Origin of the sequence: Tessaracoccus antarcticus (assembly GCF_003688855.1) — a bacterium.
Lineage (GTDB): Bacteria > Actinomycetota > Actinomycetes > Propionibacteriales > Propionibacteriaceae > Arachnia > Arachnia antarctica.
In genome coordinates, this window is record NZ_REFW01000001.1 from 849,756 (window position 1) to 874,134 (window position 24,379).

General features: G+C 66.7%; 25 protein-coding genes. 8 read left to right on the plus strand and 17 right to left on the minus strand.

All coding sequences use genetic code 11. The features are described 5' to 3' along the window. Positions 1-3: 3 nt before the first annotated feature. The 7 genes from pknB to meaB all read right to left on the minus strand — a co-directional run bounded on the left by pknB (position 4) and on the right by meaB (position 8,438). A complete protein-coding gene (gene pknB, locus EAX62_RS03585) occupies positions 4-1,905 on the minus strand; it encodes a Stk1 family PASTA domain-containing Ser/Thr kinase (protein WP_121900266.1) in 1,902 nt (633 codons plus the stop codon). 67 nt (positions 1,906-1,972) lie between these two features. Then, positions 1,973-3,379: a peptidoglycan D,D-transpeptidase FtsI family protein gene (locus EAX62_RS03590; protein ID WP_233557788.1), complete on the minus strand. Its 1,407-nt coding sequence runs from the start codon at positions 3,377-3,379 to the stop codon at positions 1,973-1,975. 17 nt (positions 3,380-3,396) lie between these two features. After that, complete coding sequence (locus EAX62_RS03595) at positions 3,397-4,791, minus strand: FtsW/RodA/SpoVE family cell cycle protein (RefSeq protein WP_199711099.1); 1,395 nt, start codon at positions 4,789-4,791, stop codon at positions 3,397-3,399. Continuing rightward, positions 4,791-6,143: a PP2C family protein-serine/threonine phosphatase gene (locus EAX62_RS03600; RefSeq protein WP_121900269.1), complete on the minus strand. Its 1,353-nt coding sequence runs from the start codon at positions 6,141-6,143 to the stop codon at positions 4,791-4,793. Before EAX62_RS03600 ends, EAX62_RS03595 begins: the two co-directional genes overlap by 1 nt. Positions 6,144-6,146: 3 nt before the next feature. Continuing rightward, a complete protein-coding gene (locus EAX62_RS03605; RefSeq protein ID WP_121900270.1) occupies positions 6,147-6,605 on the minus strand; it encodes an FHA domain-containing protein FhaB/FipA in 459 nt (152 codons plus the stop codon). Next, complete coding sequence (locus EAX62_RS03610; RefSeq protein ID WP_121900271.1) at positions 6,602-7,315, minus strand: FhaA domain-containing protein; 714 nt, start codon at positions 7,313-7,315, stop codon at positions 6,602-6,604. The genes EAX62_RS03605 and EAX62_RS03610 overlap by 4 nt, the downstream gene beginning before the upstream one ends. 94 nt (positions 7,316-7,409) lie before the next feature. Further along, positions 7,410-8,438 (minus strand): methylmalonyl Co-A mutase-associated GTPase MeaB, encoded by a 1,029-nt coding sequence (gene meaB / locus EAX62_RS03615; protein ID WP_121900989.1) that lies wholly within the window; start codon positions 8,436-8,438, stop codon positions 7,410-7,412. 137 nt (positions 8,439-8,575) lie between these two features. On the opposite strand from meaB, the gene EAX62_RS03620 reads away from it, so the two are divergent. Beyond that, positions 8,576-9,253: a ThuA domain-containing protein gene (locus tag EAX62_RS03620; protein ID WP_121900272.1), complete on the plus strand. Its 678-nt coding sequence runs from the start codon at positions 8,576-8,578 to the stop codon at positions 9,251-9,253. A 9-nt stretch (positions 9,254-9,262) separates the two neighbouring features. Further along, positions 9,263-9,487, plus strand: a complete 225-nt coding sequence (locus EAX62_RS03625; protein WP_121900273.1) for a DUF5302 domain-containing protein — start codon at positions 9,263-9,265, stop codon at positions 9,485-9,487. Between the two features lie 110 nt (positions 9,488-9,597). On the opposite strand, the gene EAX62_RS03630 is transcribed toward EAX62_RS03625, so the two are convergent. The 10 genes from EAX62_RS03630 to EAX62_RS03675 all read right to left on the minus strand — a co-directional run bounded on the left by EAX62_RS03630 (position 9,598) and on the right by EAX62_RS03675 (position 17,522). Beyond that, positions 9,598-9,963: a hypothetical protein gene (locus tag EAX62_RS03630; protein WP_147453995.1), complete on the minus strand. Its 366-nt coding sequence runs from the start codon at positions 9,961-9,963 to the stop codon at positions 9,598-9,600. Between the two features lie 84 nt (positions 9,964-10,047). Next, positions 10,048-10,368, minus strand: a complete 321-nt coding sequence (locus tag EAX62_RS03635) for a hypothetical protein (RefSeq protein WP_147453996.1) — start codon at positions 10,366-10,368, stop codon at positions 10,048-10,050. A gap of 88 nt (positions 10,369-10,456) precedes the next feature. Then, positions 10,457-10,771, minus strand: coding sequence for an NTP pyrophosphohydrolase (locus tag EAX62_RS03640; RefSeq protein ID WP_121900276.1), 315 nt, complete (start codon positions 10,769-10,771; stop codon positions 10,457-10,459). 230 nt (positions 10,772-11,001) lie between these two features. Beyond that, complete coding sequence (locus EAX62_RS03645) at positions 11,002-11,451, minus strand: hypothetical protein (RefSeq protein WP_121900277.1); 450 nt, start codon at positions 11,449-11,451, stop codon at positions 11,002-11,004. 2 nt (positions 11,452-11,453) lie between these two features. Next, entirely contained in the window at positions 11,454-11,780 is a 327-nt protein-coding gene (locus EAX62_RS03650; RefSeq protein WP_121900278.1) for a hypothetical protein, read from the minus strand. 111 nt (positions 11,781-11,891) lie between these two features. After that, a complete protein-coding gene (gene scpA / locus EAX62_RS03655) occupies positions 11,892-14,093 on the minus strand; it encodes a methylmalonyl-CoA mutase (protein WP_121900279.1) in 2,202 nt (733 codons plus the stop codon). A gap of 5 nt (positions 14,094-14,098) precedes the next feature. Next, positions 14,099-15,973, minus strand: a complete 1,875-nt coding sequence (mutA, locus tag EAX62_RS03660) for a methylmalonyl-CoA mutase small subunit (RefSeq protein WP_121900280.1) — start codon at positions 15,971-15,973, stop codon at positions 14,099-14,101. A 92-nt stretch (positions 15,974-16,065) separates the two neighbouring features. Next, complete coding sequence (locus EAX62_RS03665) at positions 16,066-16,500, minus strand: hypothetical protein (protein WP_147453997.1); 435 nt, start codon at positions 16,498-16,500, stop codon at positions 16,066-16,068. 52 nt (positions 16,501-16,552) lie between these two features. Beyond that, entirely contained in the window at positions 16,553-16,894 is a 342-nt protein-coding gene (locus EAX62_RS03670; RefSeq protein ID WP_158600497.1) for an MGMT family protein, read from the minus strand. 19 nt (positions 16,895-16,913) lie between these two features. Further along, positions 16,914-17,522, minus strand: coding sequence for a histidine phosphatase family protein (locus EAX62_RS03675; RefSeq protein WP_121900282.1), 609 nt, complete (start codon positions 17,520-17,522; stop codon positions 16,914-16,916). 175 nt (positions 17,523-17,697) lie between these two features. Between EAX62_RS03675 and EAX62_RS03680 the strand changes: the two genes are divergently transcribed. From EAX62_RS03680 to murQ, 6 genes are all read left to right on the plus strand, one after another. Then, positions 17,698-19,047, plus strand: a complete 1,350-nt coding sequence (locus EAX62_RS03680) for an ABC transporter substrate-binding protein (RefSeq protein ID WP_121900991.1) — start codon at positions 17,698-17,700, stop codon at positions 19,045-19,047. Between the two features lie 84 nt (positions 19,048-19,131). Next, entirely contained in the window at positions 19,132-20,121 is a 990-nt protein-coding gene (locus EAX62_RS03685; RefSeq protein ID WP_121900283.1) for a carbohydrate ABC transporter permease, read from the plus strand. Further along, the gene (locus EAX62_RS03690) at positions 20,118-21,005 is read left to right on the plus strand and encodes a carbohydrate ABC transporter permease (RefSeq protein ID WP_121900284.1); all 888 of its coding nucleotides are present in this window, start codon (positions 20,118-20,120) and stop codon (positions 21,003-21,005) included. The genes EAX62_RS03685 and EAX62_RS03690 overlap by 4 nt, the downstream gene beginning before the upstream one ends. Continuing rightward, positions 21,005-22,405: a glycoside hydrolase family 1 protein gene (locus EAX62_RS03695; RefSeq protein WP_199711100.1), complete on the plus strand. Its 1,401-nt coding sequence runs from the start codon at positions 21,005-21,007 to the stop codon at positions 22,403-22,405. Before EAX62_RS03690 ends, EAX62_RS03695 begins: the two co-directional genes overlap by 1 nt. A gap of 44 nt (positions 22,406-22,449) precedes the next feature. Beyond that, positions 22,450-23,463, plus strand: coding sequence for a LacI family DNA-binding transcriptional regulator (locus EAX62_RS03700; protein WP_121900286.1), 1,014 nt, complete (start codon positions 22,450-22,452; stop codon positions 23,461-23,463). Between the two features lie 43 nt (positions 23,464-23,506). Beyond that, entirely contained in the window at positions 23,507-24,343 is an 837-nt protein-coding gene (murQ, locus tag EAX62_RS03705; RefSeq protein WP_121900287.1) for an N-acetylmuramic acid 6-phosphate etherase, read from the plus strand. Positions 24,344-24,379 lie beyond the last annotated feature (36 nt).

Below are 24,379 nucleotides of genomic sequence, written 5' to 3' on the forward strand. Positions count from 1 at the left end.
GACTCAGCCGTTTCCGCCGTCGGCCGTTGCGGTGGGAGTCGGGGTCGGCTCGGGTGTCTCCGCGGGGGTGGGCTCCGGCGTGGTCTCCGTGGGGGTGGGCTCCGGGGTGGTCTCCGTGGGGGTGGGCTCGGGTGTGGTCTCCGGTGGCGGGGGAGGGGTGACCACGGCTGGCGCCACGGCGATTCTCACCTCGATGGTGTCTGCGCGATCCAAAGCACTGCCGGAGCGTGGGAACTGGTCGAAGACCTTGCCGGGTGGCTGCTCGTCTGTCTCCACCTCTTTGACGTCGAGCACCTTCGTGAAGCCCGACTGCTTGGCAAGATCGGCGGCCTCGTCCTCCGAGAAGCCGATCAGCTGCGGCACGATGGACTTCCCGGTGGCAATGGTGAGCTTCACCACGGTCTCGGGTGCCACGGCAGCTCCGGGCTGCGGGTCGGAGGCGACGACGTCACCCTGCTTGGCGGTGGGGTCCTCCGTCGCGGGATCGGCATCGGTTGTTGACACGTTGTCGAATCCTGCATCCTGCAGCGCGCGTCTGGCGTCCGCCTCCGTCATGCCCACCAGATCCGCGGGAATGACCTTGGTGTCAGGTCCGGTGCTGACTTTGAGTGTCACCACACTGTCCTTGACCGCCTGCTGGCCACCCTCGGGTGTCTGCTCCACCACCTTGCCCTTGTTCTCCTCCGTGCCCATCACCTCGACCACCTCGGAACGGAGATCCCCGTTCTTGATGGTGTTCTGGGCGCTGATCTGGTCCTGTCCCACGACGGTGGGGACCTGCACCATGACCGGCGCAGGGGGAGTGGGGTTCATGATGGTGTTGACGGCGTAAGCCATCCCCGCCAGCAACAGCACGGCGAGGACGATCAGCACGATCAACCCCTTGCGGGACTTCTTCTCCGGCTCGTCCTCCTCCACCTCGACGGGGGAGGGGGAGGTGGCCACGGCGACGGGCGCGGCCGGTACGGCGGCGCGACGTGCTGTGGCGGTCGGGTCGTTGGCCATCACGGCGGTGGCGTCCTCGGCGCCCGCAGCCGTCATCAGGGCATGCACGGGCTCGTGGTTCATGGCGCGCAGCACGTCGGCGCGCATTTCGCGGGCGTCCTGGTAGCGATCGTCGGCGCTCTTGGCCAGGGCCTTCAGGGTCACGGCGTCCATGCCGGGGGTGACCTCGGGGTCCCGCTGGCTGGGTGGCACCGGGGCCTCGCGCACGTGCTGGTAGGCCACGCTGACGGGGGAGTCGCCCTTGAACGGCGGCTCGGAGACCAGCAGTTCGTAGAGGAGGCAGCCGACGGAGTACAAGTCGGAACGCTGGTCCACCTTCTCACCGCGGGCCTGCTCGGGAGAGAGGTACTGGGCGGTGCCGATGACGGCCGCCGTCTGCGTCATCGTGGCGGAGGTGTCTGCCACGGCGCGCGCGATGCCGAAGTCCATGACCTTCACGGAACCCGTCGGGGTCAGCATGACGTTGGCGGGCTTGATGTCGCGGTGGATGATGCCGGCGCGGTGGCTGTAGTCGAGGCCATCGAGCACAGCGGCCGTGAACTCCAGAGCGCGCTCAGGCAGAATCTTGCGGCCGTCGCGGAGGACGTCGCGCAGGGTGACGCCCTCGACGAGTTCCATGACGATGTAGGGCACTGATACCTGCGACGACGGGTCAAGTTCCTCGCCCGTGTCGTAGACGGCCACGATGTTGGGATGGTTCAGGCCGGCCGCGGACTGCGCCTCGCGACGGAAACGGGCCTGGAATGTCGGGTCACTGGCCAGGTCGATGCGGAGCCGTTTGACGGCAACGTCGCGCTCCAGTCGGGTGTCGCGCGCACGCCACACCTCGGCCATGCCGCCGCGTCCGATGATCTGGTCGAGCTCGTAGCGTCCTCCGAGCAGCGTTCCACGCTGAGTCATCGAATGGGTCCTTTCGGTCGAACAGAGCCCATTGTGGAGCAAGAGGCTGTGCGTCGGGCAACCAATGTCATCGGAGGGCCTCCAGTATGGCCTTGAAGATCGGGGCGGCAACCCTGCCCCCGGAAATGTCGTCACGTTCGACGTCCGCGCTCTGCACGAAAGCCACCACGGCCACCTTGGGGTCCTTGGCGTACCCGATGAACCAGGCGTAGGGCGGTCGGTCGGGATCGGACTGGGCGGTGCCGGTCTTTCCCCCGATCGTCATGCCGTCGATGCGGGCGGGACGGCCGGTTCCGTCGGCGACCACCGACTCCATCATCTGCTGCATGAGCTGCGCGTTGGATTCGCTCAGCGGCTGCGACAACTCGTGGGGCTCCATGGAGCGCACCACCTTCAGGTCGGCTCCGGTGACGGTGCGCACCACGTGGGGCTGCATCATGTGGCCGTCGTTGGCGATGGCTGCCACCACCTGCAGCATCTGCAGGGGGGAGGCGGCGACGTCGAACTGGCCGATGGCCGACAGCGCGGTCTGCGCCTCATCGATCTCGGCGGGGAACCGGCTCGCCGCGGCGGGCAGGTCGATGGTGGGCTCGGCGTTGAACCCGAAGGCCTCCGCCGCGGCCCGGAGCTTTTCACTGCCCAACTCCATGCCCAGGTTGCCGAACGCCGTGTTGCAGGAGGTGACCAGCGCCTGCTCCAGCGTGACGGTGGTGCCGCCGCAGTTGGTGGAGTTGCCCATGGAACGGTTGGAGTTGGGCAGCGGGAGTGACTGCGGCGACTGCAGCTCGGAGGACGGAAGCATCCCGTTCTCGAGCGCGGCGGCGGCCGTGACCAGCTTGAACGTGGATCCCGGTGGGAACACCTCGCGAACCGCCCGGTTCTTCAACGGTTCGTCCTTGGCGTTCAACAGCTCATCCCAGGCGACGCGCTCTTGTGTGAGGTCCAGCGTGGACAGACGGTTGGGGTCGTAGGTGGGGGCGGAGACGAGTGCGAGGATCTCGCCGGTCTCCCAGTCCATGGCGATGGCCGCGCCCTGCTTGTCGCCGAGCGCATCCACGGCGGCCTGCTGGGCCGCGGGGTTCAGCGTGGTCGACAGGTTGGCGCCCTGGCGCTGGCGGCCGACGAGGAGGTCGATGATGCGGCTCACCGCCTGGCTGGACCCGGTGCCGGACAGCTCCTCGTTGTACTGCTTCTCCAGCTCGCTGCGCGCGTAGTCGTAGGAGTACCAGCCCGTCACCGACGACCACGTGTCGCCCTTGGGGTAGCTGCGTGCGTAGGGGAACCGGCCCTCGGAGGGGTTGGTGATGGCGATGGGGGTGTTGCCCACGAGAATGGCGCCGCGGTCGCTGGCGAACTCGGCGTCGCGCACCCGGCGGTTCCGGGGGTCGGCGTTCAGTTCGTTGGTGCGCACCACGGAGATCCAGGTGATGTTCAGCAGCAGCGCCGCCATCATGAGCGAGATGAAGATGCTCACCTTGCGCAGGGGACCGTTCATCGGGTGATCACCGCCGTGGCGTCGTCAGGTGTGAGGAGTTCCTGCGGGGTCGCGGTGGCTATCTGTGGCATGCGCGCCCGGTGCGAGATCACCATGAGTATCCCGATGATCATCCAGTTGGCCACCAGCGACGATCCACCCTGGGACATGAAGGGTGTGGTGAGACCGGTCAGCGGCAGCAGCCGGGTGATGCCGCCGACGATGGCGAACACCTGCAGGGAGAACACGAACGCCAGGCCACCGGCCAGAAGTTTCCCGAAGCCGTCGGGGCACAGCAGTGCAGCCTTCATGCCGCGGGCGGAGATGAGGGCGTAGACCATGACGACCGCCATGAGACCCAGGATGCCGAGCTCCTCGCCGAGGGCACCGGCGATGAAGTCGCTCTTGGCCAGTGGTGTCAGTCCGGGGCGGCCCATGCCCCAGCCCCGTCCGAACAACCCGCCCCACGCGTACCCGAACTGGGCGCTGATGATCTGCAGGTTGGCGTCGTAATTGCTGAAGGGGTCGAGCCAGGCGTTGACGCGGCGGGGCACATGGTTGGTGAAGTTGTAGGCCAGGAACCCTGCGACGATGAACATCACGCCCGCCAGCAGTGGCCACGCCGGGCGCTGCGTCGCGATGTAGATCATCACGGTGAACAGGCCGAAGAACAGCAGTGCGGTGCCGAGGTCGTTCTGGAACACCATGATGCCGAGGGCGGCGATCCACATGAGGGCGATCGGTCCCAGGTCTCGTGCGCGCGGGAAGTCGAGCCCCATGAAGCGCTTGCCCGCGAGCGCCAGTACGTCGCGCTTCTCGTAGAAGTAGGCGGCGAAGGCCACAGCCAGCAGGATCTTGGCCACCTCAGCCGGCTGGAAGCTGTACCCGAAGACCCGGATCCAGATCTGGGCGCCACCGAGCGCGATGCCGAGTCCCGGGATGAGTGGCAGCAGCAACAGCGCGACGCCGGCGATGAACAGGAGGTACGGGTAGCGCTGGAGGCGGCGATGGTCCCGGACCAGGATCAGTACCCCGATGAACAACACGATTCCCAGGGACGTCCACAGCAGCTGTGACGCGACGTCATTCCTGGGCGGGTCCGGGATCTGGTCGATCCGGGCAATCATCGCCAGCCCCAGCCCGTTGAGGAGAAACACGCACGGCAGGATCACAGGATCCGCCCACGGTGTCAGGAATCGGACGAACAGGTGGGCCACGAGTCCCAAGCCGTACCAGAGACCCGCCACGAGAGGGAGGTTCGGCGGCAGGGAGTTGTACAGGGCCAGGTGTGTCATGATCCAGCCGGCCAGCCCGAAGGAACAGGCAAGCAGGATGAGCAGCAGTTCAACGTTGCGGCGCTGGAGGTGGACCACCACCTCGCCGGTGGCAGCCGGTTGCCTGGGAACAGACATCAGCAGGCCTCCGGATCAGATTCCGTGGAGGCGGTGGGGGTGATGGGCGCAAGGTACGTGGGGTAGTTCGGCTGCCCTGTGGACAGGCCCGAGGGCGACGCGGTGGGGGTCGGGGTGCTGACGCCGGGCTGGTTGAGCCGCTCCTGGCGCACCGCCACGCACCGGTCGGCCTTCCACCGCAGCTCCTCCACCGACTCCTGTGCACTCACCAGGTCAGAAGTGGCAATGGTGTTGGAGACGGCCCGCTGGTAGAAGCGGGGCAGGTCAGAGACGGCGATATCGGATCGTTCAGCCAGGACATTGAGCTCGTAGCCCAGCAACGAGCCGGGGAGACCGTTGTAGATGGCGACGTTCCCGTCGGCCTCGGAGATGTAGTAGCGCGACGTGCTGTAGGCCACCACACCCCACGTGGCACCGCCCAGCACCAGCAGGATCGCCAGCGTGCCGGCTATCACCCCGGGCCACCGCCGGGATGTGGGCTCGGGGGCGTAGCGCGCCACCTCGTCGCCCGTGTGCTCAGGAGTCAGTTCCTGCGGGGGCGGTGGAGGGGAGGCTGGCTCTTCCTCGACGTCGGGAATCTCGCGCTCAGTGGCCGAGCCGACCAGTTGGGGTCGGGCCGCGTCCAGCGCGTCGTCCTGTTCCACCACATCGGCGAGCACCACGGTGATGTTGTCGTGCCCACCGGCCTCGTTGGCGGCCTGCGTGAGGTCGTCGATGGCCAGGTCGAGATCGTCCTCGGTGAGGAATTCCCGGATCTGGTCGTCGCTGATGAGGCCGGAGAGACCGTCAGAGCAGAAGAGGAGACGGTCGCCCAGCTGCACCTCGACGAGCTCCAGGTCGGGGCTGGTGTTGTTCTGCCCGTTCAGCACCCGCAGGATCAGCGATCGGTGCGGGTGGGTGGCGGCCTGCTCGGGGGTGAGGCGGCCCTCGTCCATGAGTTGCTGCACCCACGAGTGGTCGTGGGTGAGCTGGCTCAGGGCGCCGTCGCGGAGGAGGTAGCAGCGTGAGTCGCCGATGTGGGTCAGCGCCAGTTGCTCCCCATCAAACATGGCGCCACAGAAGGTTGTCCCCATCCCGTCGAGGGTCAGGTCCTGCGACACCAGTTCCGCCAGCCGGCTGTTGGCGGTGGCGAGGATGCCCTGCATGTGATCCAGCATCTCGGCGCCGGCCACATGGGCGTCGGCGTCCCGGGCGATGGTGGTGGCGACGGCCGACGCCAGATCACCCGCGGCGGCGCCTCCCATACCGTCGGCCACCAGCAGCATCGTGGGGGATGCGTAGCCGGAATCCTGGTTGTTCTTGCGGATGCGACCCACTTCGGAGTGCGCCTCGAAACGCAGGGAGAACACCATGCGTCACGGCTCCAGACGCATGAGGGTCTTGCCGATGCGGATCACGTCACCCAGCGTGATGGAGACAGGTCCGGTGAGTCGTTTGCCGTTGACGTAGGTGCCGTTGGTGGAGTTGAGGTCTCTCACGGTCCAGGTCCGGGGGTCCGCCTGGGTCAGCTGGGCATGCCGGGCGGAGGCATAGTCATCGTCGAGAAGGAACGTGCTGTCGGCGGCTCTGCCGAGGTTGATGGTGGGCTCCAACGGGACGGACAGCCCCTGTTGGGCGCCCTGGGTCACCGCGAAGCGGGTCGGGAGCACTTCTTTGCCACGTTTTCGACGGGAGACGTCCGCCGTGGGGAGGCTGGAGGCCGTGACCTTCCGGCCGAACATGTCCTTGCGAATGACGTCGGCCACGAGTGCTATGAAGATCCACAGCAGCGCCAGGAAGACGATCTTGATCGCCGCGACTATGAGTTCTGTCACGTGACCGCAGAGGAGGGAGAGTGCACCAGCATCCTCGTGTTCCCGATTTCGATGCGGGAGCCGTCAGTGAGCCTGGCCTGCTGCACACGAGACCCGTTGACGATGATCCCATTGGTGGAGCCGAGGTCCTCGATGCTGACCTGGGGTGCGTCCTGAGTGCCTGAGACGGTGATCAGTGCATGGCGCCTGGACACGCCCGGGTCGTTGAGCCGCAGGTCGGCCTCGGATCCCCGACCCACCACGAGGCCGGGCGGTACGAGTGGGTGCCGCACACCGCTGACCTCGATGACCAGGGGTCTGCTGGTGCGACGGATGGTGGGCGTGGGCGTATCGGCATCGCGGGACACGGCTTCGCTGGCCACTTTGAACTGGCCGGTGGGCAGGGTCTCGTCGCAGTCATAGGTGATGGCGATGGGACCGTTGAAGACGTAGCTGCGTTCGCGGGCGTGGTCCCTCAGGTCCGGGATGATCTCGGTGTTCAGAGTCTTGGAGTAGGGGAACAGGCGTGCGTGGTCATGGGGGGAGAGAAAGACGGTGAACTCGTTGGGGACGAGTCGCTTGTCGCGGCTGAGAAGCTTCGCCTCCGCGTCCAGCTCACGCTGGATGCCGGCAGCGATCTCGACGGGCTGTACGTCGCCCTTGAAGGCGCGCGCGAAGACCTTGTCCACGGCGGCGCCTATCCGCTTTTCTGCACGATCGAAGACTCCCATCGCACCTCCTCTCCCTGTCAAGGACTGGGCTCAGCTTACCGAGCGGGGCACCACCTGCCACTTCTGCGGCCTCTTTGGCGGGCCCGCCGCGACGTCAAGCCTTGTCAGCGTCCAATGGGTCGCGGGGTGGTGCGGCCCACGCAAGTGTGGGGACGGCGGCGGCATAGGCGGCGAGGATCTCTGCAGAGCCCTCCAGGGCACTGATGGCCTCGGCAGCCACCCGTGCCTCAACGTCCGCGGCAACGCGACGCACGCCGGGTGCCGTGCGCAGGGATTCGAGCACCTCTTCCCGCACCATGTTCCACAACCAGTCGCGCTGCTGGGCCAGGCGGCGGGTCACGAGGTCCCCATCGGCCTCCAGCGCTGCCCGGTGCTTCGTCACGGTCTCCCACACCTCTTCCAGGCCCGCTCCGGTGTAGGAGGAGCAGGTGAGGACTGGGGCGCGGCGCTTGTCGGGCTCGCCGGAAATGAGCTTCATGGCAATGGTCAACTCGCGGGCGGCGACCCGTGCGGCTGATTCGTTGTCGCCATCGGCCTTGGTGATGGCGATGACGTCGGCCAATTCCAGGATGCCGCGTTTGATGCCCTGGAGTTGATCGCCCGTGCGGGCCACCTGCAGCATGAGAAAGGTGTCCACCATGCCCGATACCGCCACCTCGGACTGCCCGACGCCGACGGTCTCCACGATGATGACGTCGTAGCCTGCGGCTTCCAGTACCAGCATGGACTCGCGGGTGGCGCGCGCCACCCCGCCGAGATGCCCCGAGGACGGCGAGGGGCGTACGAAGGCGCCTTCGCGGTTCGACAGGTCGGCCATGCGGGTGCGGTCGCCGAGGATGGAGCCGCCGGTGCGGCTGGAGCTGGGGTCGACTGCCAGCACCGCCACCTTGTGGTGGTGTTCGGCGATCAGTTTGACGCCGATGGCGTCGATGAACGTGGACTTGCCTGCGCCCGGGACCCCGGAGATCCCCACCCGGAACGCGTTGCCGGTGTGTGGCGCCAAACGCTGCAACAGCTCGTGGGCCTGCAGTCTGTGGGAGGGCTTCGTGGACTCCACCAGGGTGATGGCTCGCGCGACATGGCCCCGCGAGTTCTCCAGGACCTTCTCCGCCAGTTGCTCCATCGTCAGATTGCGCACGAATCCCACCCTAGCCACGCCGTCGGGTGGCGTGTGGCCGACCCCTCCGGTTGTCCACTCCCGGGTGTCGCGGATGCATAGACTTTCCGCGTCGCCGTCCGCCAAGGCAAAGGAGCCGCACCATGCCCCGCATCCTGATCCTCAGCGGTGCCGGACACTACGCCGACCCGTGGCACCCGTTCGCCGAGACCTCGGGGATCGTCGCCGGCCTGCTGCGGGAGGTTGGTCACGATGTTGTGGTGCGCGACAGCGCACCGGGATCGTTGCAGGACCTGCCACAGTTCGACCTTCTGGTGGTCAACTCCGGCGGCCGCCTCGGTGAACCGGACCCGGCGGTCACGGCATCCTGGGCGGTGGATCACCGGGCACTGGCAGCGTTCCACATCGACGGTGGTCCGATTCTGGGTCTGCACACTGCCGTCGCCACGTTCCCGGACTGGCCTGCATGGGCCGCGATCATCGGCGGCCGATGGGGTGAGGAGGCCTTCCATCCGGAGATCGACACCGCCACGTTCCTGCCCTCCCCGCAGTCGTCTTCTCACCCGGTGTGGGACTCCCTGGAGTCCGTGGTCGCCTTCGATGAGCGGTACTCCCGTCTCGAACTGCTTGCCGGTTCGGAGCCGCTGGTCCAGCACGAGACCGACGGCACGGTGCACACCATGGGCTGGTTGGCATCCGTTCGTGTGGTCTATGACGGCCTCGGCCACGACGCCCGCTCGTACGAGTCCGCTGGCCGCCGATGCCTGCTGCTGAACGAGGTGCAGTGGTTGCTGACCCCTCCGCCGGGTGCGGGGCACTAGAGTCGACGCATGACCGAGCCCGAGAAGACCGACGCAGCGCTGGACCCCTCCGACTCCGAGCACACCGATGCACCTCTGGATCCCAAGGAAGCCATGCGGCTCGCGCTGGAGCGCAAGAAGCACAACGAACACCAGTCCGCGGCCCACGGGATCAACTCCGACAGGAACCAGGGCGGTCGCGCCAACAGCCAGATGGGTGGCAAGCGCGAGTTCCGCCGTAAGTCAGGCGGCTGATCCTCTCTGCTCTGCCACCTGAGGGGGGCCACCTCTGATTCTGGGATGAGCGATGAGGACACCACAGCGCGGCCAGTGACGGCGCCGGTTTTCATTCGCTGGGGGCGGATTCATCCGCCGTCGTTGACGCCGTTCAGTACGCCCTGCAGCACGAGGAAGAGCACTCCCAGCACTACCTGCACCCCCAGCACGAGCCACGCGTTCCGGGCTGCGGCTGTGCCCTCGCGTCGCTGGAGGACCACGAGGGTGGCGACGGCGACGACGAGCCAGATGCCGGTGAGCGAGAAACTCACCACCAGCAATGTCCGCAGGTAGGCAAGTGGGACTGTCACGTCGATGTCGTCGGGGTTGGTGCTTTTGAGGATCAGTTCGGCAACCTTGCCCAGGGCGACGGGCAGTAGGAACACGCTGGCGGCCATGATGGTCGCCGCAGTCTGCAAGCGGGAAGGCCTTGCCGCAGTCAGTGGATCATTCATCGGTGAACTCCTTCAACGGGTGAGTGCCAAACCAGCGGGCTTCCGGTTCCCGCCCCCTCCTGCGGCATGGCTGGATGGCGGCCATCACAGGGTGAAGAAGCCCACGGCCAACAGCAGCAGGGGCGCGACGCACATCGTGACGACGAACAACGATTTCTTCTGACGAACGAGGAACAGCACTGCCGGCAGGGCGACGGCGCACGCGAGGATCCCGAGGATCGGCCCCACGATCAGTCCGAGCGCCGCGAGGGCATCGTCCCCGAATCCCTGGATGAAATAGGCGACGCCGAAGAAGAGCGCCCATGCTGCCGGCACCAGTGCGATCCACGCTAGAACCTTGGCCCACGTGGGCCCCCAGCACAAAGAGGTCTGGGCTGGGATGGGGTGCTGAAGGGGTGCCGTCATGTCAACGAGGATGGCACGTGGAGAGCTCGCACGCGGCGTCGTGGACCGGACAACGAGGACCAGTCCCGGGAGGGGCTATCGAGGCTCGTCACACCTTTCGGCGTGGGACGGAATCCGGGACGGTGCCTGTGCGGTAGTACTCCTCGAAGAGGGGTGCCGCCTCGTGGGCAGTGAACACCTCTTCGGCGTGGACCTCGGTGGAGAAGTCCTCATCCCACGAGATGGTGTGATTGGGTTCACCGGTGATCGGGGCTGTGGCCAGAACCCAGTGCTCGTGGTCACCAGAGGCTTTTGCGCGCAGTTCGACGGTGAGCGCCCCCGCAGAGCCTGCGCACTGGAGGTACTCCTCCGAGGCGGCGTCGACGTCGACGTCGTCGAACGGGACCCCTCCGGGTACCGCCACAGTGAATAGGCGAACAACCCCGAACCGTCCATCCTTCCGAGCACGTGGGCGAAGCCCAACTCCGCCTCCGATTCGGCAGGGCCGTCCATCTGAGTGTTGATGGTGGATCCAGTGGGGCTCACGGGGCCTCCTTGACCTTTTTGAGTTTCGAGGAGTCCCCCACCTTGATGAGATCGGCGACTTTCTTCGAGATGATGTCGCTTTTCCCTGCGAACGGCCTTCTCGCCATCTCAGCCCCCGACCAGTTCCATGACGGCCTGGTCAATGAGAATGCTGATCAGCGCGCCGGCGCCCTGTTTTGCGAGGAAGGACACACCGGCCGCCATTCCCCCGGAGACGATCGCAATTCCCAGAGCAATGGCGTCAAGGCGAATTGCGCCAATGACGGCCAGTTTCAGGGCGACCACCACCTTGGCGGCGGCTGAGTACCCGGTGGCGATCAGGGGAGCTGCAGCCGCCAGGCTCGCCACGGACTGGAGGAAACTGTCGTCGCTGTCCATGTGCGCCTGGAACGCCAGGGCGGTGGGTCCTTGGTTGTTGCTCGGCCAGGCGTCGAGGGTCGACGTCTGCGTCGTTGGCCACTCGTAGCCCAAGTGGTTGAGGAGTTCAATCGCCTTGCCCTTGGCGAAGCTCCCGAAGTCAATGTCGGGAAGGTCGATGAAGGGAATGTCGAATCCCATTCTCACCACCCCGTTGTGATGCTGTTCGCTGCTGCCACGCTGTCGTCCTCGAGCGCCGCGTAGTCCTGGCCGGTGTTGATCATGGCGAGTGCCTCGGCCAACAGGCCAGCCGCCACGTCCGACTGGACTCCGGCCATCACGTCGGCCAGTGTGCCGAGAAGAATGGTGATCGCCCCGTCGACAGTGGCCATACCGTTCGCGGCGCCACAGGCAGCCGGGTTGGTGGTGCCGGAGATGAGTGATCCCAGAGTGGAATCAACATCGGGGGCGACATCCTCGTAGCCGTGACCGGTCCGCTGCCAGGAGGAGGGATTGAATTCGACCGTCACGTTCACATCCCCCGAATCTCGCCGAGGGCGCGGCTGTAGCCGCTGTGCAGTTCCCGGCGTGCGGACGGTGAAGGCCCGCCCCCGAGGGGACGGGCCTTCAGCGATGTGGGGTCAGGCGGGCTGCTCGCTACCGTGGAGGCGCTTGTCGAGGATCTCGAGGAGGTCGATGGCGGCCTCCGGGATGATCGTGCCGGGCGGGTAGATGGCGTCGGCACCATTGGCCCTCAGTTCGGCGAAGTCCTGGCTGGGGATGACACCGCCGACGACGATCATGAGGTCCTCGCGGCCGAGCTTGTCCAGCTCTTCACGGAGCGCTGGCACCAGCGTGAGGTGTCCGGCCGCGAGCGAGGAGACACCCACGACGTGCACGTCGGACTCGACGGCCTGACGGGCCACCTCCTCGGGTGTCTGGAACAGCGGGCCCACGTCAACGTCCATGCCGAGGTCGGCGTAGGCGGTGGAGATGACCTTCTGGCCACGGTCGTGACCGTCCTGGCCCATCTTCGCCACGAGGATGCGAGGACGTCGCCCCTCCTTGGCCTCGAACGCCTCAACGAGCGCGCGGGCCTTGCTGACGGACTCGCTCGATCCGGTCTCCTTGTTGTACACACCTGAGATCGTACGGATCTGGGCGGTGTAGCGTCCGAATTCCTTCTCGAGTGCGTCGGAGATCTCGCCCAGTGACGCCTTCTCGCGGGCCGCGTCGATGGCCAGCTTGAGCAGGTTGCGCTCCGGGTCGGTGGCATCCGGGTTGCCGGCGGCCCACGTGAGCTTCTCGAGGGCGGCCTGCGTCGACTCCTCGTTGCGCTCGGCGCGCAGCTGCTTCAGCTTGGCGATCTGGCCCTCACGCACCGACTTGTTGTTGATCTTGAGGACGTCCAGCTCGTCGGGGATGTCCAGGAGGTACTTGTTGACACCGAGCACGGGCTGACGGCCGGAGTCGATGCGCGCCTGCGTGCGGGCCGCGGCCTCTTCGATGCGCATCTTCGGGATGCCCTGCTCGATGGCCTTGGCCATGCCCCCGGCCTGCTCGACCTCCTGAATGCGCTCCCATGCCTTGCGGGCCAGTTCCTCGGTGAGCTTCTCGACGTAGGCGGAACCTGCCCACGGGTCGACCGTCTTGGTGGTGCCCGACTCCTGCTGCAGGAACAGCTGGGTGTTGCGGGCGATCCGGGCGGAGAAGTCCGTCGGCAGGGCGATGGCCTCGTCGAGGGCGTTGGTGTGCAGCGACTGGGTGTGGCCCTGCGTGGCAGCCATGGCCTCGATGCAGGTGCGCCCGATGTTGTTGTAGACGTCCTGGGCGGTCAGGGACCAGCCGGAGGTCTGCGAGTGCGTGCGCAGCGACATCGACTTGGGGTTCTTGGGTCCGAACTCGCGGACGAGGCGCGCCCACAACAGGCGGGCCGCGCGCATCTTGGCGACCTCCATGTAGAAGTTCATGCCGGTGGCCCAGAAGAACGACAGGCGGGGCGCGAAGGCGTCCACGTTCAGGCCCACCGACTCACCGGCCCGGATGTACTCGAGGCCGTCGGCCAGGGTGTAGGCCATCTCGATGTCGGCCGTCGCACCGGCCTCCTGCATGTGGTAGCCGGAGATGGAGATCGAGTTGAACCGCGGCATGTGGGCGCTGGTGAACGCGAAGATGTCGGCGATGATCCGCATCGATGGCAGCGGCGGGTAGATGTAGGTGTTGCGGACCATGAACTCTTTGAGAATGTCGTTCTGGATGGTCCCGGCCAACTGGTCGTAGCTGACGCCCTGCTCCTCGGCGGCGACGACGTACATCGCGAGGATCGGCAACACGGCGCCGTTCATCGTCATGGACACCGACATCTGGTCCAGGGGGATGCCGTCGAACAGCTGACGCATGTCGAGGATGGAGTCGACGGCCACACCGGCCATGCCGACGTCCCCGGCCACGCGGGGGTGGTCGGAGTCGTAGCCGCGGTGCGTGGCCAGGTCAAAGGCGATCGACAGGCCCTTCTGGCCGGCGGCCAGGTTGCGGCGGTAGAACGCGTTCGACTCCTCGGCTGTGGAGAAGCCGGCGTACTGCCGGACGGTCCACGGCTGGTTCACGTACATGGTGGCGTAGGGGCCACGCAGGAACGGTGCGATGCCGGGGCGGGTGGACGTGAAGTCCAGCCCTTCCAGGTCCTCGTCGCCGAACAGCGGCGGCACCAGGATGTGCTCAGGCGTCTGCCAGCCGGCGGTGTGGCCGACCTCGTGGTTGATGCTTTCGAACTGTTCGCGGGCGTCGGCCGGGATGCCGGCTCCGTCCAGCGGGACCGATCCGAAACGGGGAATGGTGGTCACGATTCTCAGGCCTCCAGCTTGTCGAGGGTTGTGGTCAACAGGTCGACCACGTCCATGCCGTCGTAGACGTTGCCGGCGATGAGGCCGTCGGTGTCCTCGGAGCCCAATTCCTTGAGCTGACCGGCGAGGCGCACTTCCTGTGCGCCGGCGTCCCGCAGTGCCTTCGCCACGGCGAAGCCCTGGGAGGCGTACTTCTTGGCCGAGGAACACAGCACCGCGATGCTGGTGCCGCTCTCGGTCAGTTGACGTGCGAAGTCCTCGGGCGTGGTGCCCTCGGCCAGAACGGTCTCGATGCCGCCCACGTGGTACAGGTTCGAGGTGAAGCCCTCGCGGCCACCGAAGTCGCGCCGGGCGCCGAGACAGGCGAGCAGCACCTTGGGTGGATTGCCGGCCTCGCGAGCGGCATCGGACCGGTCACGCAGAGCCTCGAAGATGGAGGAGTCGCGCACGGGCACGAGGCCGTGCAGTTCAGGTGCCTCGGGGCGTGGCTCGCGCTGCGGCAACTCCTCGGAGGGGTTGGGGAACATGGACACGCCGGTGATGGGGAGCTTGCGGGTGGAGAGGAGTCTGCGACGGGCCTCGTTGAGTTCGTCGAGCTGGGCCTTGACGGTGCCGTCTGCGACGGCGGCGGCGAAACCGGCTTCGTCGAGGGTGCCGAAGAGCTTCCATGCCTGCTCGCTGAGCTGCCGGGTCATGGATTCGACGTACCAGGAGCCGCCGGCCGGGTCGTTGACCCGCCCCACGTTGGATTCCTCCGCCAGGAGGATCTGCACGTTGCGCGCGATGCGGCGGCTCAGCTCGTTGGGCAGCCCGATGGCCGAGTCGAGAGGGAGCGTGGTCTGCGTCTCGGCGCCACCGGCGGACGCGCCGAAGGCTGCGATGGTGGCGCGCAGGACGTTGACGTAGGCGTCGTCGCGTGTGATCTCGCGCAGCGACGTGACGGCATGTTGCACGGCGCCGCGCTTGGCGGGTGTGACCTCCAGGACTTCGCCGATGCGCGACCAGAGGAGGCGCAGGGCGCGGAGCCGGGCGATGGTCAGGAACTGGTCCGTGGTGGCAGACACGCGGAAGAGGATGGAGTCGAACGCCTCATCGACGCTCACGCCGGCGTCGACGAGCGCACGGACGTACTCGACGCCCGTCGCGATCGCGTACGCAAGCTCGGCGATGTCTCCTGCGCCCGCATTGTGGTAGAGCCCGGCGTCCACGACGATCGGTCGGATGCCGGGGAACGGCTTGGCGATCTTCACGGCCTCCGCGAGGACGCTGAGGTCAGGAGTGGTGCCGTGGAGGGCCGCGAACCCGATGGGGTCGATGCCGAGGCTGCCGCCCATGGTGGAGTTGTCGGCGTCGTCCTTGTCGAGTACCTCCAGCACTGCTGTGGCGGCGGCCAATTGATCGGTGCGGCTCGAGACGTGGATGGGGGCGAGATCCAGGAGAACCCCGGTGAGGACCGTGGGGACATCGGCCAGGGCGATGGCGTCCGGGTCGACGCGAAGCCACACGGAGGTGGCTCCTTGCTCGAGGTCGCTCAGTATCGCCCGCCGTGTGGCGTCGGCGTCAGGAGTTTCGTGCAGGGGTGCGACGTGCCAGGCATCCATCTCGCCGGTACGGACCGTGGTGCCGCGGGTGAAGGGGACGATGCCGGGGAACCCGAGCTCATCGACGCCATCCTCGGCGGTGTACAGGGGCTTGATGGTGATGCCGTCGACCGTGTGGCTCGTGAGGCGCTTGTACGCCTGCTCGATGGTGAGTTCTTTGCCCTCTGGCCGCTTGCGGTTGAGGACCTTCAACACCTCCTTTTCCCAGTCGGCTTGCGTGGGGGTGGTGAAGTCTGCAGCCAAAGTGATCTCGGCCGCACTGGTCGCTTCTGCGCTCATCGGTCTCCGTCCAGAAATTGATGTCAACCCGCTCACAAACCCTAGCCCAGCGGTCTGGGCTGATGAGGGGAGGGGTCGATTCCCGGTGAGCGTCAGGTCAGGGGGTCGATGGACGGCGCCTTCCCTGTCTGCTCCGTCAGTTCGGTCAACCGCCTGTTGACTTCCTCCAGCACCGTGGCTGTTTCAGCGTTGAGCGCGGCCATGGCCTTCTTGCGGGTCTTCCCCTCGTTGGCGTTCCACGCCAGTTCTCCGCGCACGCGCAAGGCCGTGGCCTTGCGTCGCCATTCGTCGGGCTCGGTGAGCTCGGGGAAGTTCTCGGCCACCGCGTCCGCGCACGTCTCGATGGCCTTGATACGACCGTCGAACCTCAGCTTCGGGTTGTCCGAATTGGTGGCCGATTTGATCTTGTCGATGGTGGAGTTGAGGCCATCGGAGAGTTGAGGGTTGTCCTTCAGCACCGTGAGGAGGGTTGCCGTGGCGGCAACTATGCCGCCGGCGGCCTTGACGATTGTTCCTACCTTGCCCATGTGGACCATGGTAGGCGGCCGCCGGGTCCCTTCCCCCCGAAAGGGTGGCAGCTCAGTGGGGAAGGTCGGCGATCGCCCGTTCCCACCGCACACCCAGTTCCAGCAGGTCGGCCCGGTGGCGCTCGATCCGGCAGCCTCGTCCGTTGGTCTTCAGCGACACCCCCTCGGCCTCCCAGTGGGGGAGGGCTTCCGGGAGCAGGGGAGCAGGGAGTTCTCCCTGGCTGTTGGTCACGCGCCACCAGGCGACTCCGGATCCCCAGCGCCCCAGAACGTTCCCGACGTGGCGTGGACCCACACCGACGAGACCGGCGATGTCGCCGTACGACACGATCCGGCCCTGCGGCACCTGCTCCACGGCGCGCAGGATCCGCTCGACCAGCGCATCGTCCGCCACGTTGCCGGCCAGCCCCGGCTCAGGCGGTGTGTGTTGGGGCGGTGAGGTCCTGCTGGCCCCAACGCTCCACACGCCAGCCCCCAGCCGTCGAGCCGTTCAGGATGATCCACTCGGTGTTGTGCAGTGGCCCGGAGGTGTGGCCAGCCACGGACGGGTCCTGTGCCAGCGCCCACACTCGCAGCGCCGCTCCGTGACTGATGACGGCGACGCGTTCGTGGCCCTGCGCCTCGATGGTGGCGATGGCCGCGTCGAAGCGGGACATGAACTCCCGGGCGCTCTCGCCGTCCTGCAGTTTTGCGTCCAGGTTCTCCGGCGACCACGACTCGAGCATCCCGACGTAGGCCCTCCAGTCAGGGCTCATTTCCTCCACACCAGCGGCAATCTCGTGCACGCCCGTGATGACGGTGGCCTCCAGGCCGCGTCGCTCCGCCAGTGGTTGTGCCGTCTGCTGGGCGCGCGTGAGCGTGGAGACGAACAGGGCGTCGATGTCCTCGTGGGCGATGGCCTCGGCCAAGTCGTGCGCCTGCCGCAGTCCGTTCTGCGTGAGGGGTGCGCCGGGGTGGGCCGTGTCCAGGAGGCGGTCGACGTTGGACTGGGTTTCGCCGTGGCGGATCAGAATCAGACGCATGGATCCAGCCTAGCCATCCCGATGAGGGGAATGGAACACGGCCGTGGGGGAGGCGCTGGGTAACGAATGGGCAACGATGAGAGAGCGCTCTCTTGACGCTGCTATCTTTTCGGGTTACGGTCCTAACACCTGAGAGAGCGCTCTCTCGCATGGACACCACCACAAGGGAGTGATTGTGAAAATTCGCCGAACCAGAACGGCCGCGACCATCGCCGCCGCCGCTGCATGTGCACTCGTCCTCAGCTCGTGCTCGTCCGGAGCCACGCCATCGGACACGCCCACCGGCGACACCGCCACCACGGGGGCCGCCCCCATGGAAGACGTCACGCTGACCGTGACCACGTTTGGCACCATGGGACTTGACGAGCTGTACAAGCAGTATGAGACCGACAACCCGAACATCACCATCAACGCCACCAACATCGACACCGGTGGCAACGCGCTCATCGACTGGCAGACCAAGCAGGCCGCCGGCGCAGGCCTGCCCGACGTGCAGGCCGTCGAGGAGGGCTGGCTCAGCAAGGTGATGCAGGTCAGCGACTCGTTCACCGACCTGCGAGACCATGGCGCCAACGACATCAAGGACCGCTGGGTCCCGTGGAAGGTCGACCAGGCCACCGACGCTGACAGCCGCATCATCGGCTACGGCACCGACATCGGCCCGCAGGGCATCTGCTTCAACGGCACCCTCCTGAAGGAGGCCGGTCTGGCCGAGGACCGCGAGGGCTTCGCCGCCCTGCTCGGCGGCGAGAATGCCACGTGGGAGAAATTCTTCGAGGTGGGCCGCCAGTACAAGGAGAAGACAGGGAAGGCCTGGTATGACCAGTCCGGCTTCCTGTGGAACTCCATGGTGAACCAGCTCCCCGAGGGCTACTACAAGGCCGACGGCACGCTCAACGTCAAGGACAACCAGGCCCTCAAGGACAACTGGCTCCTGCTGGCTGACGCAGCCAAGGACGGCCTCTCCAGCAACCAGTCCCAGTGGGACTGGGGTGGAGGCAAGGCATTCGTTGATGGTTCCTTCGCCACGTTCGTCTGCCCGGCCTGGATGCTGGGGATCGTCAAGGGGCAGGTTGAGGCCGGAGGCGGCGACGCCACCTCGGGCTGGGACTTCGCCGACGTCTACCCGGGTGGCGCAGCCAACTGGGGTGGGACGTTCCTGACGGTGCCCACCACCTCCAAGCACCCGGAGGAAGCCGCCAAGCTCGCCGCATGGCTGTCCGACACCCCGCAGGAGGTTGCAGCGTTCCAGGCCGCTGGCACGTTCCCGAGCGTCCTCGACGCACAATCCGATCCGGGCGTCACCGGTGCCAACGAGTTGTCGAAGTTCTTCAACGACTCCCCACTCGGCGAGATCCTCGGCAAGCGTGCCCAGGGTGTGGAGGCCCAGTACAAGGGCGTCGATGACTCCGTGATCCAGGAGCAGGTCTTCGGCCCCAGCATCCAGGAGCTCGACTCCGGCAAGGCTGATGGCCCCACGTCATGGGACAACGCCATGAAGCTGCTCGACACCGTCGTCAGCTGATCCCCACCTGATATCCGACCAGTGGCGGCGGGCCTCCAGCACAGAGGCCCGCCGCTCCCGGTCCACCACCGAGGAAGGATCGGCATGCACGTGTCCACCGTTGAGCGGAGTCGCCCGAGGCAGCCGCTGACCCGCCGCCAGCGCCTGAGTCGCGCCGACGTGCGTTATTCGCCCTACCTGTACGTTGCCCCGTTCTTCGTGCTGTTCGCACTCGTGGGACTGTTCCCGCTGCTCTACACCTTCGTCGTCTCGCTGAACGACTGGAACCTGCTGACCGGTCCGGGTGAGTGGGTGGGCCTGGCGAACTTCCAGCGTGAACTTACCGACCCGCTGTTCTGGAACTCGATCTTCAACACCTTCAGCATCTTCCTGCTGTCCTCGATCCCGCAGTTGATCGCCGCAGTCGCGATCGCCGCCGTCCTCGACACCAACCTGCGCGCCAAATCGTTCTGGCGCCTCTCGATCATCGTCCCCTACGTCGTCACCCCCGTCGCGGTGGCACTCATCTTCAGCAACGTGTTCGGCGAGAAGTATGGCCTTGTCAACAATGCGCTCCAGTACTTCGGAGCCGACCCCATCATGTGGAAGACCGAGACACTGCCCAGCCATCTGGCCATTGCGAGCATGGTCAACTGGCGGTGGACCGGCTACAACGCGTTGATCCTGCTCGCCGCCATGCAGGCGGTGCCGCGAGACCTCTACGAGTCGGCAGCCATCGACGGTGCGGGCGCGGTCCGCCGGTTCCGGTCCATCACCATCCCGAGCATCCGCCCCACGATGATCTTCGTGATCATCACCGCCACCATCGGTGGTTTGCAGATCTTCACCGAGCCGAAGCTGTTCAACGCCTCCAGTTCCGTCCCCGGTGGTCCACAACGGCAGTACCAGACCACCGTGCTGTACCTGTGGGACCTGGCGTTCAACCGGCAACAGTTCGGCCGCGCCGCCGCGGTCGCCTGGATCCTGTTCCTGTTGATCGTGGCCATTGGCCTCATCAACTTCCAGATTTCCCGCACCATCTCCACGTCCGCCACGAAGAAATCGCGACAGACGAAGCGAAAGGCAGTGGCATGACCGCCATCGTGGACAGCTCCACCCCCACGCGCACCGTGACCGGTCCGCGGCGCACGCGTGGCGCCGGCGTCGAGGCGCGCCCCGCGTGGTTCATCTACGCCCTGCTGGGGGCGTTGCTGGTGGGCAGCACGTACCCGCTCTACTGGTCGTTCGTCATGGGCAGCTCGGACAAGTCGGCTCTCGTCGAGATGTTCCCGCCGCTGTTGCCGGGCAGCCAGTTCTGGACCAACGTCCTCGAAGTGGTCGACACCGTCCCGTTCTGGATGGCGCTGCTCAACTCCGTCATCGTCTCCTCCGTCGTCACAATTTCCGTGGTGTTCTTCTCGACGCTGGCGGGCTACGCGTTCGCCAAGCTGCGCTTCCGTGGGCGCGAAGGCCTCATGGTCTTCGTCATCGCCACCCTGGCGGTGCCCACCCAGCTGGGCATCATCCCGTTGTTCATGCTCATGAAGCAGTTCGGCTGGACCGGCTCGCTGGGGGCCGTGATCGTCCCGACGCTGGTCACCGCATTCGGGGTCTTCTTCATGCGGCAGTACCTCATCGACGTCATCCCCGACGAACTCGTCGAGGCGGCGCGCGTGGACGGGGCCAGCATGATCCGCACGTTCCTCAACGTGGGGTTGCCCGCCGCCCGACCCGCCATGGCGATCCTCGGTATGTTCACCTTCATGACCGCGTGGACGGACTTCTTGTGGCCGTTGTTGGTGGTGCCGCAGAACCCGACGCTGCAGGTGGCGCTGAGCCAGCTGCAGTCGGCGAAGTACGTGGACTACTCGATCGTCCTGGCAGGCGCAGTGCTGGCGACGTTGCCGCTCCTGCTGGTCTTCGTCCTCGTCGGCAAGCAGCTGGTGTCCGGAATCATGGCAGGAGCAGTGAAGGGTTGATGAACACATTTCCCAAGGACTTCCTCTGGGGCTCGGCCACGGCCGCAGCCCAGATCGAGGGCGCAGCCCACCTGGATGGCAAGGAGGACTCCATCTGGGACGTCTTCTCCCGGGTACCGGGGGCCGTGCAGCACGGCGACACCCCGGAGGTGGCTGTCGACCACTACCACCGCATGCCGCAGGACGTGGCGCTCATGCGTGAGCTCGGGCTGGGCTCCTACCGCTTCTCCACCAGTTGGGCCAGGGTCAGGCCCGGGGACCGGTTCACCAACGCCAAGGGTCTGGACTTCTACAGCCGGCTCGTGGATGAGTTGCTCGAGGCGGGGATCCTGCCGTGGCTGACCCTGTATCACTGGGACCTTCCCCAGGCCCTGCAGGAGCGTGGCGGCTGGACCAACAGGGACACAGCCCACCGTTTCGTTGACTACGCCTCGGCGGTGTACGACGCACTGGGGGACCGGGTGACGCACTGGACCACCTTCAACGAGCCGCTGTGTTCCTCCCTCATCTCCTACGTCGGGGGTGAGCACGCGCCCGGCCTCATGGACCCGGGCGCCGGCCTCGCAGCCCTGCACCACCAGCATCTGGCCCACGGCCTGGCCGTGCAGCATCTGCGGGAGCGGGGCGGCGATGATCTGCAGCTCGGCATCACCCTGAACCTCACGAACGCGATCCCTGAGGATCCGGGCGACCCGGCCGACGTCGACGCCGCCCGCCGCATCGACGGGCTGTGGAACCGGATGTTCCTTGAGCCCCTCCTGCTGGGCGCCTACCCGTCCGACGTGCTGGAGGACGTGGCCGAGTACGACTTCGAGCAGTGGGTCCACGACGGTGACCTCGAGACCATCGCGCAACCGCTGGATTTTCTGGGCGTCAACCACTACCACGACGACAACGTCAGCGCGCACCCGCTCCCGGAGGGCCATCCGGAGTCGGCGAGGCCCACGAAACGGCCGGGGCGGTCCTTCTTCGTGGGGTCCGAGTTCGTCACCTCACCCACGCGGGGGCTGCCCCGCACCGCCATGGACTGGGAGGTCAACCCCGATGGCCTGCGCACACTTCTGCTGAGGCTCACCGCGACCTACCCCACCCTTCCGCCGCTCTACATCACGGAGAATGGGGCTGCCTACGACGACGAGCTCGTCGACGGCCGGGTGGAGGACCACGAGAGGTGGGCCTACATCGCTGCGCACATCGACGCCGTCGCCGCAGCCATGGAGCAGGGTGCCGATGTCCGCGGCTACTTCGTCTGGTCGCTGCTCGACAACTTCGAGTGGGCCTGGGGCTACGACAAGCGCTTCGGCATCGTGTACGTGGACAGGGACACGCAACAGCGGATCCCGAAGCTCAGCGCCCGCAACTTCGCGGGGCTCATTGGGGAGAATCGTCGCAGGGCCTAGGGTGATGCAGCTGTACCGGCGCGACGACGAACAGGTGGTTTCTGATGGGCATGACGAGGAGCAAGGCGCCCACCCTGGAGATGGTTGCCCATCACGCTGGGGTGTCGCGCGCGACGGTGTCGCGGGTGGTCAATGGCGCCGCGACGGTGGACAAGCAGATGGTGGAGGTGGTCCAGCGCTCCATTGACGCGCTGAACTACGTCCCCAACCGGGCGGCTCGTTCCCTTGCGCGGCGCCGCACCCAGTCCATAGCCCTGGTGGTGCCGGAGTCTGCCGCCAAGGTGTTCGCGGACCCGTTCTTCGCCTCCGTGGTGCAGGGGATCGCGCTGGAGCTGGCACCCACCGATTACACGCTCAACATGATCATCGAGTCCGAGGCGCAGGCACCCAAGACGAGGCGCTACCTGCTGGGTGGCAACGTCGACGGCGCCCTGGTGGTGTCGCACCACACTGGTGACCACTCGTGGGCGGAGCTCAGCGACATGCTGCCGGTCGTGTTCGGGGGGCGGCCGCTCGTGCGGTCCGATTCCGAACACCACTTCGTGGACGTCGACAATCTTCGGGGCGCAAGGATCGCCGTGCAGTACCTCATCGACCGCGGTCGCACCCACGTGGCCACCATCGCGGGGCCGCAGGACATGCCGCCGGGGCTCGACCGGTTGACGGGGTGGGCCCAGGTGCTGGCTGAGGCAGGTTTGCAACCCGGCCCCGTCGCGTACGGGGACTTCACGGCGGACTCCGGCGCTGCAGCCATGCGCACGTTGCTGGAGGGTGGCGAGCCCATCGATGCGGTCTTCGTCGCCAACGACCAGATGGCACTGGGGGCCTACCCCGTCCTGCGCGAGGCAGGTCGTCGCATACCCGACGACGTTGCCGTGGTGGGGTTTGACGACTCCTACTTCAGCGCCAGCACCGACCCGCCGCTGACCACGGTGCACCAGCCGCTGGTGGAGATGGGCGCCGAGATGGCGCGCGTGCTCGTCAACCTCATTGAGGGTCGCCCCACCGAGACGGCGACGGTGATGGACGGTACGTTGGTGGAGCGGGGCTCCGCCTAGTTCCGCCGTCGACGTCGACGAGACCCCGCCCGAGGAGTTTGCAGTGGAGCTGTCCAGGACCTTGACCACCGAGGGAGTCGATGAGCGCTTCTCGCACCTGGACGAGATGACTGTGGGGCAGCTGGCCCGAGTCATGAACGACGCCGACAGGGGCGTGCCCGAGGCGGTCGAACGGGCCCTGCCGCAGATCATCCCCGCCATCGAGGCCATCGCCGAGCGGTTTGCCGCGGGCGGTCGGATCATCTACGTCGGTGCCGGCACCTCGGGACGTCTGGGTGTGCTCGATGCCTCCGAGTGCCCGCCCACCTTCAACACCAGCCCGGACCAGGTCCTCGGCCTCATCGCAGGCGGGGACGTGGCGCTGCGCTCCGCCATGGAGGGTGCCGAGGATGACGCCGACCAGGGTGCCGCCGACGTGGCAGCCGTGGGGGTGGGGGAGCGGGACGCTGTCGTCGGGATTGCCTCCAGCGGGCGGACGCCCTACGTCATCGGTGCGCTGCGGCACGCCCGATCCGTCGGGGCCCTGTCGGTGGCGCTCAGCTGCAACGCCGACGCGGAGACCTCCGCGGTGGCGGAGCACGGGATCGAGGTGGTGGTGGGACCCGAGGTGGTGGCCGGTTCCACGCGCCTGCGCTCCGGCACCGCCCAGAAGCTGGTGTTGAACATGATCTCCACCATCACCATGGTCCGGGCAGGCAAGGTGATGGGCAACCGGATGGTGGACCTGCGCGCCACCAACGAGAAGCTCAGAATCCGGGCCGTGCGGATGGTCGCCGAACTGGCGGAGGTGGACGAGAACGTTGCCACGGGGGCGCTGGAGGCCTCCGACTGGCGGGTCAAGGAAGCGATCCTCACCCTGCGCGATGACCAGATCCGCTGAAGGAACGCCTGACCTGCGACGTCCGTTCCTCAACCC

Bases quoted from the DNA above. Each gene is read 5' to 3' on its own strand.
- EAX62_RS03675 (WP_121900282.1), bottom strand. From the start codon at position 17,522: ATGCGTCTGATTCTGATCCGCCACGGCGAAACCCAGTCCAACGTCGAC.
- EAX62_RS03695 (WP_199711100.1), top strand. From the start codon at position 21,005: ATGAACACATTTCCCAAGGACTTCCTCTGGGGCTCGGCCACGGCCGCA.
- EAX62_RS03635 (WP_147453996.1), bottom strand. From the start codon at position 10,368: ATGACGGCACCCCTTCAGCACCCCATCCCAGCCCAGACCTCTTTGTGC.
- EAX62_RS03610 (WP_121900271.1), bottom strand. From the start codon at position 7,315: ATGGGAGTCTTCGATCGTGCAGAAAAGCGGATAGGCGCCGCCGTGGAC.
- EAX62_RS03595 (WP_199711099.1), bottom strand. From the start codon at position 4,791: ATGTCTGTTCCCAGGCAACCGGCTGCCACCGGCGAGGTGGTGGTCCAC.
- EAX62_RS03700 (WP_121900286.1), top strand. From the start codon at position 22,450: ATGGGCATGACGAGGAGCAAGGCGCCCACCCTGGAGATGGTTGCCCAT.
- meaB (WP_121900989.1), bottom strand. From the start codon at position 8,438: ATGGAGCAACTGGCGGAGAAGGTCCTGGAGAACTCGCGGGGCCATGTC.
- EAX62_RS03625 (WP_121900273.1), top strand. From the start codon at position 9,263: ATGACCGAGCCCGAGAAGACCGACGCAGCGCTGGACCCCTCCGACTCC.
- EAX62_RS03690 (WP_121900284.1), top strand. From the start codon at position 20,118: ATGACCGCCATCGTGGACAGCTCCACCCCCACGCGCACCGTGACCGGT.
- pknB (WP_121900266.1), bottom strand. From the start codon at position 1,905: ATGACTCAGCGTGGAACGCTGCTCGGAGGACGCTACGAGCTCGACCAG.
- EAX62_RS03685 (WP_121900283.1), top strand. From the start codon at position 19,132: ATGCACGTGTCCACCGTTGAGCGGAGTCGCCCGAGGCAGCCGCTGACC.
- EAX62_RS03665 (WP_147453997.1), bottom strand. From the start codon at position 16,500: ATGGGCAAGGTAGGAACAATCGTCAAGGCCGCCGGCGGCATAGTTGCC.
- EAX62_RS03620 (WP_121900272.1), top strand. From the start codon at position 8,576: ATGCCCCGCATCCTGATCCTCAGCGGTGCCGGACACTACGCCGACCCG.
- EAX62_RS03630 (WP_147453995.1), bottom strand. From the start codon at position 9,963: ATGAATGATCCACTGACTGCGGCAAGGCCTTCCCGCTTGCAGACTGCG.
- mutA (WP_121900280.1), bottom strand. From the start codon at position 15,973: ATGAGCGCAGAAGCGACCAGTGCGGCCGAGATCACTTTGGCTGCAGAC.
- EAX62_RS03645 (WP_121900277.1), bottom strand. From the start codon at position 11,451: ATGGGATTCGACATTCCCTTCATCGACCTTCCCGACATTGACTTCGGG.
- EAX62_RS03600 (WP_121900269.1), bottom strand. From the start codon at position 6,143: ATGGTGTTCTCCCTGCGTTTCGAGGCGCACTCCGAAGTGGGTCGCATC.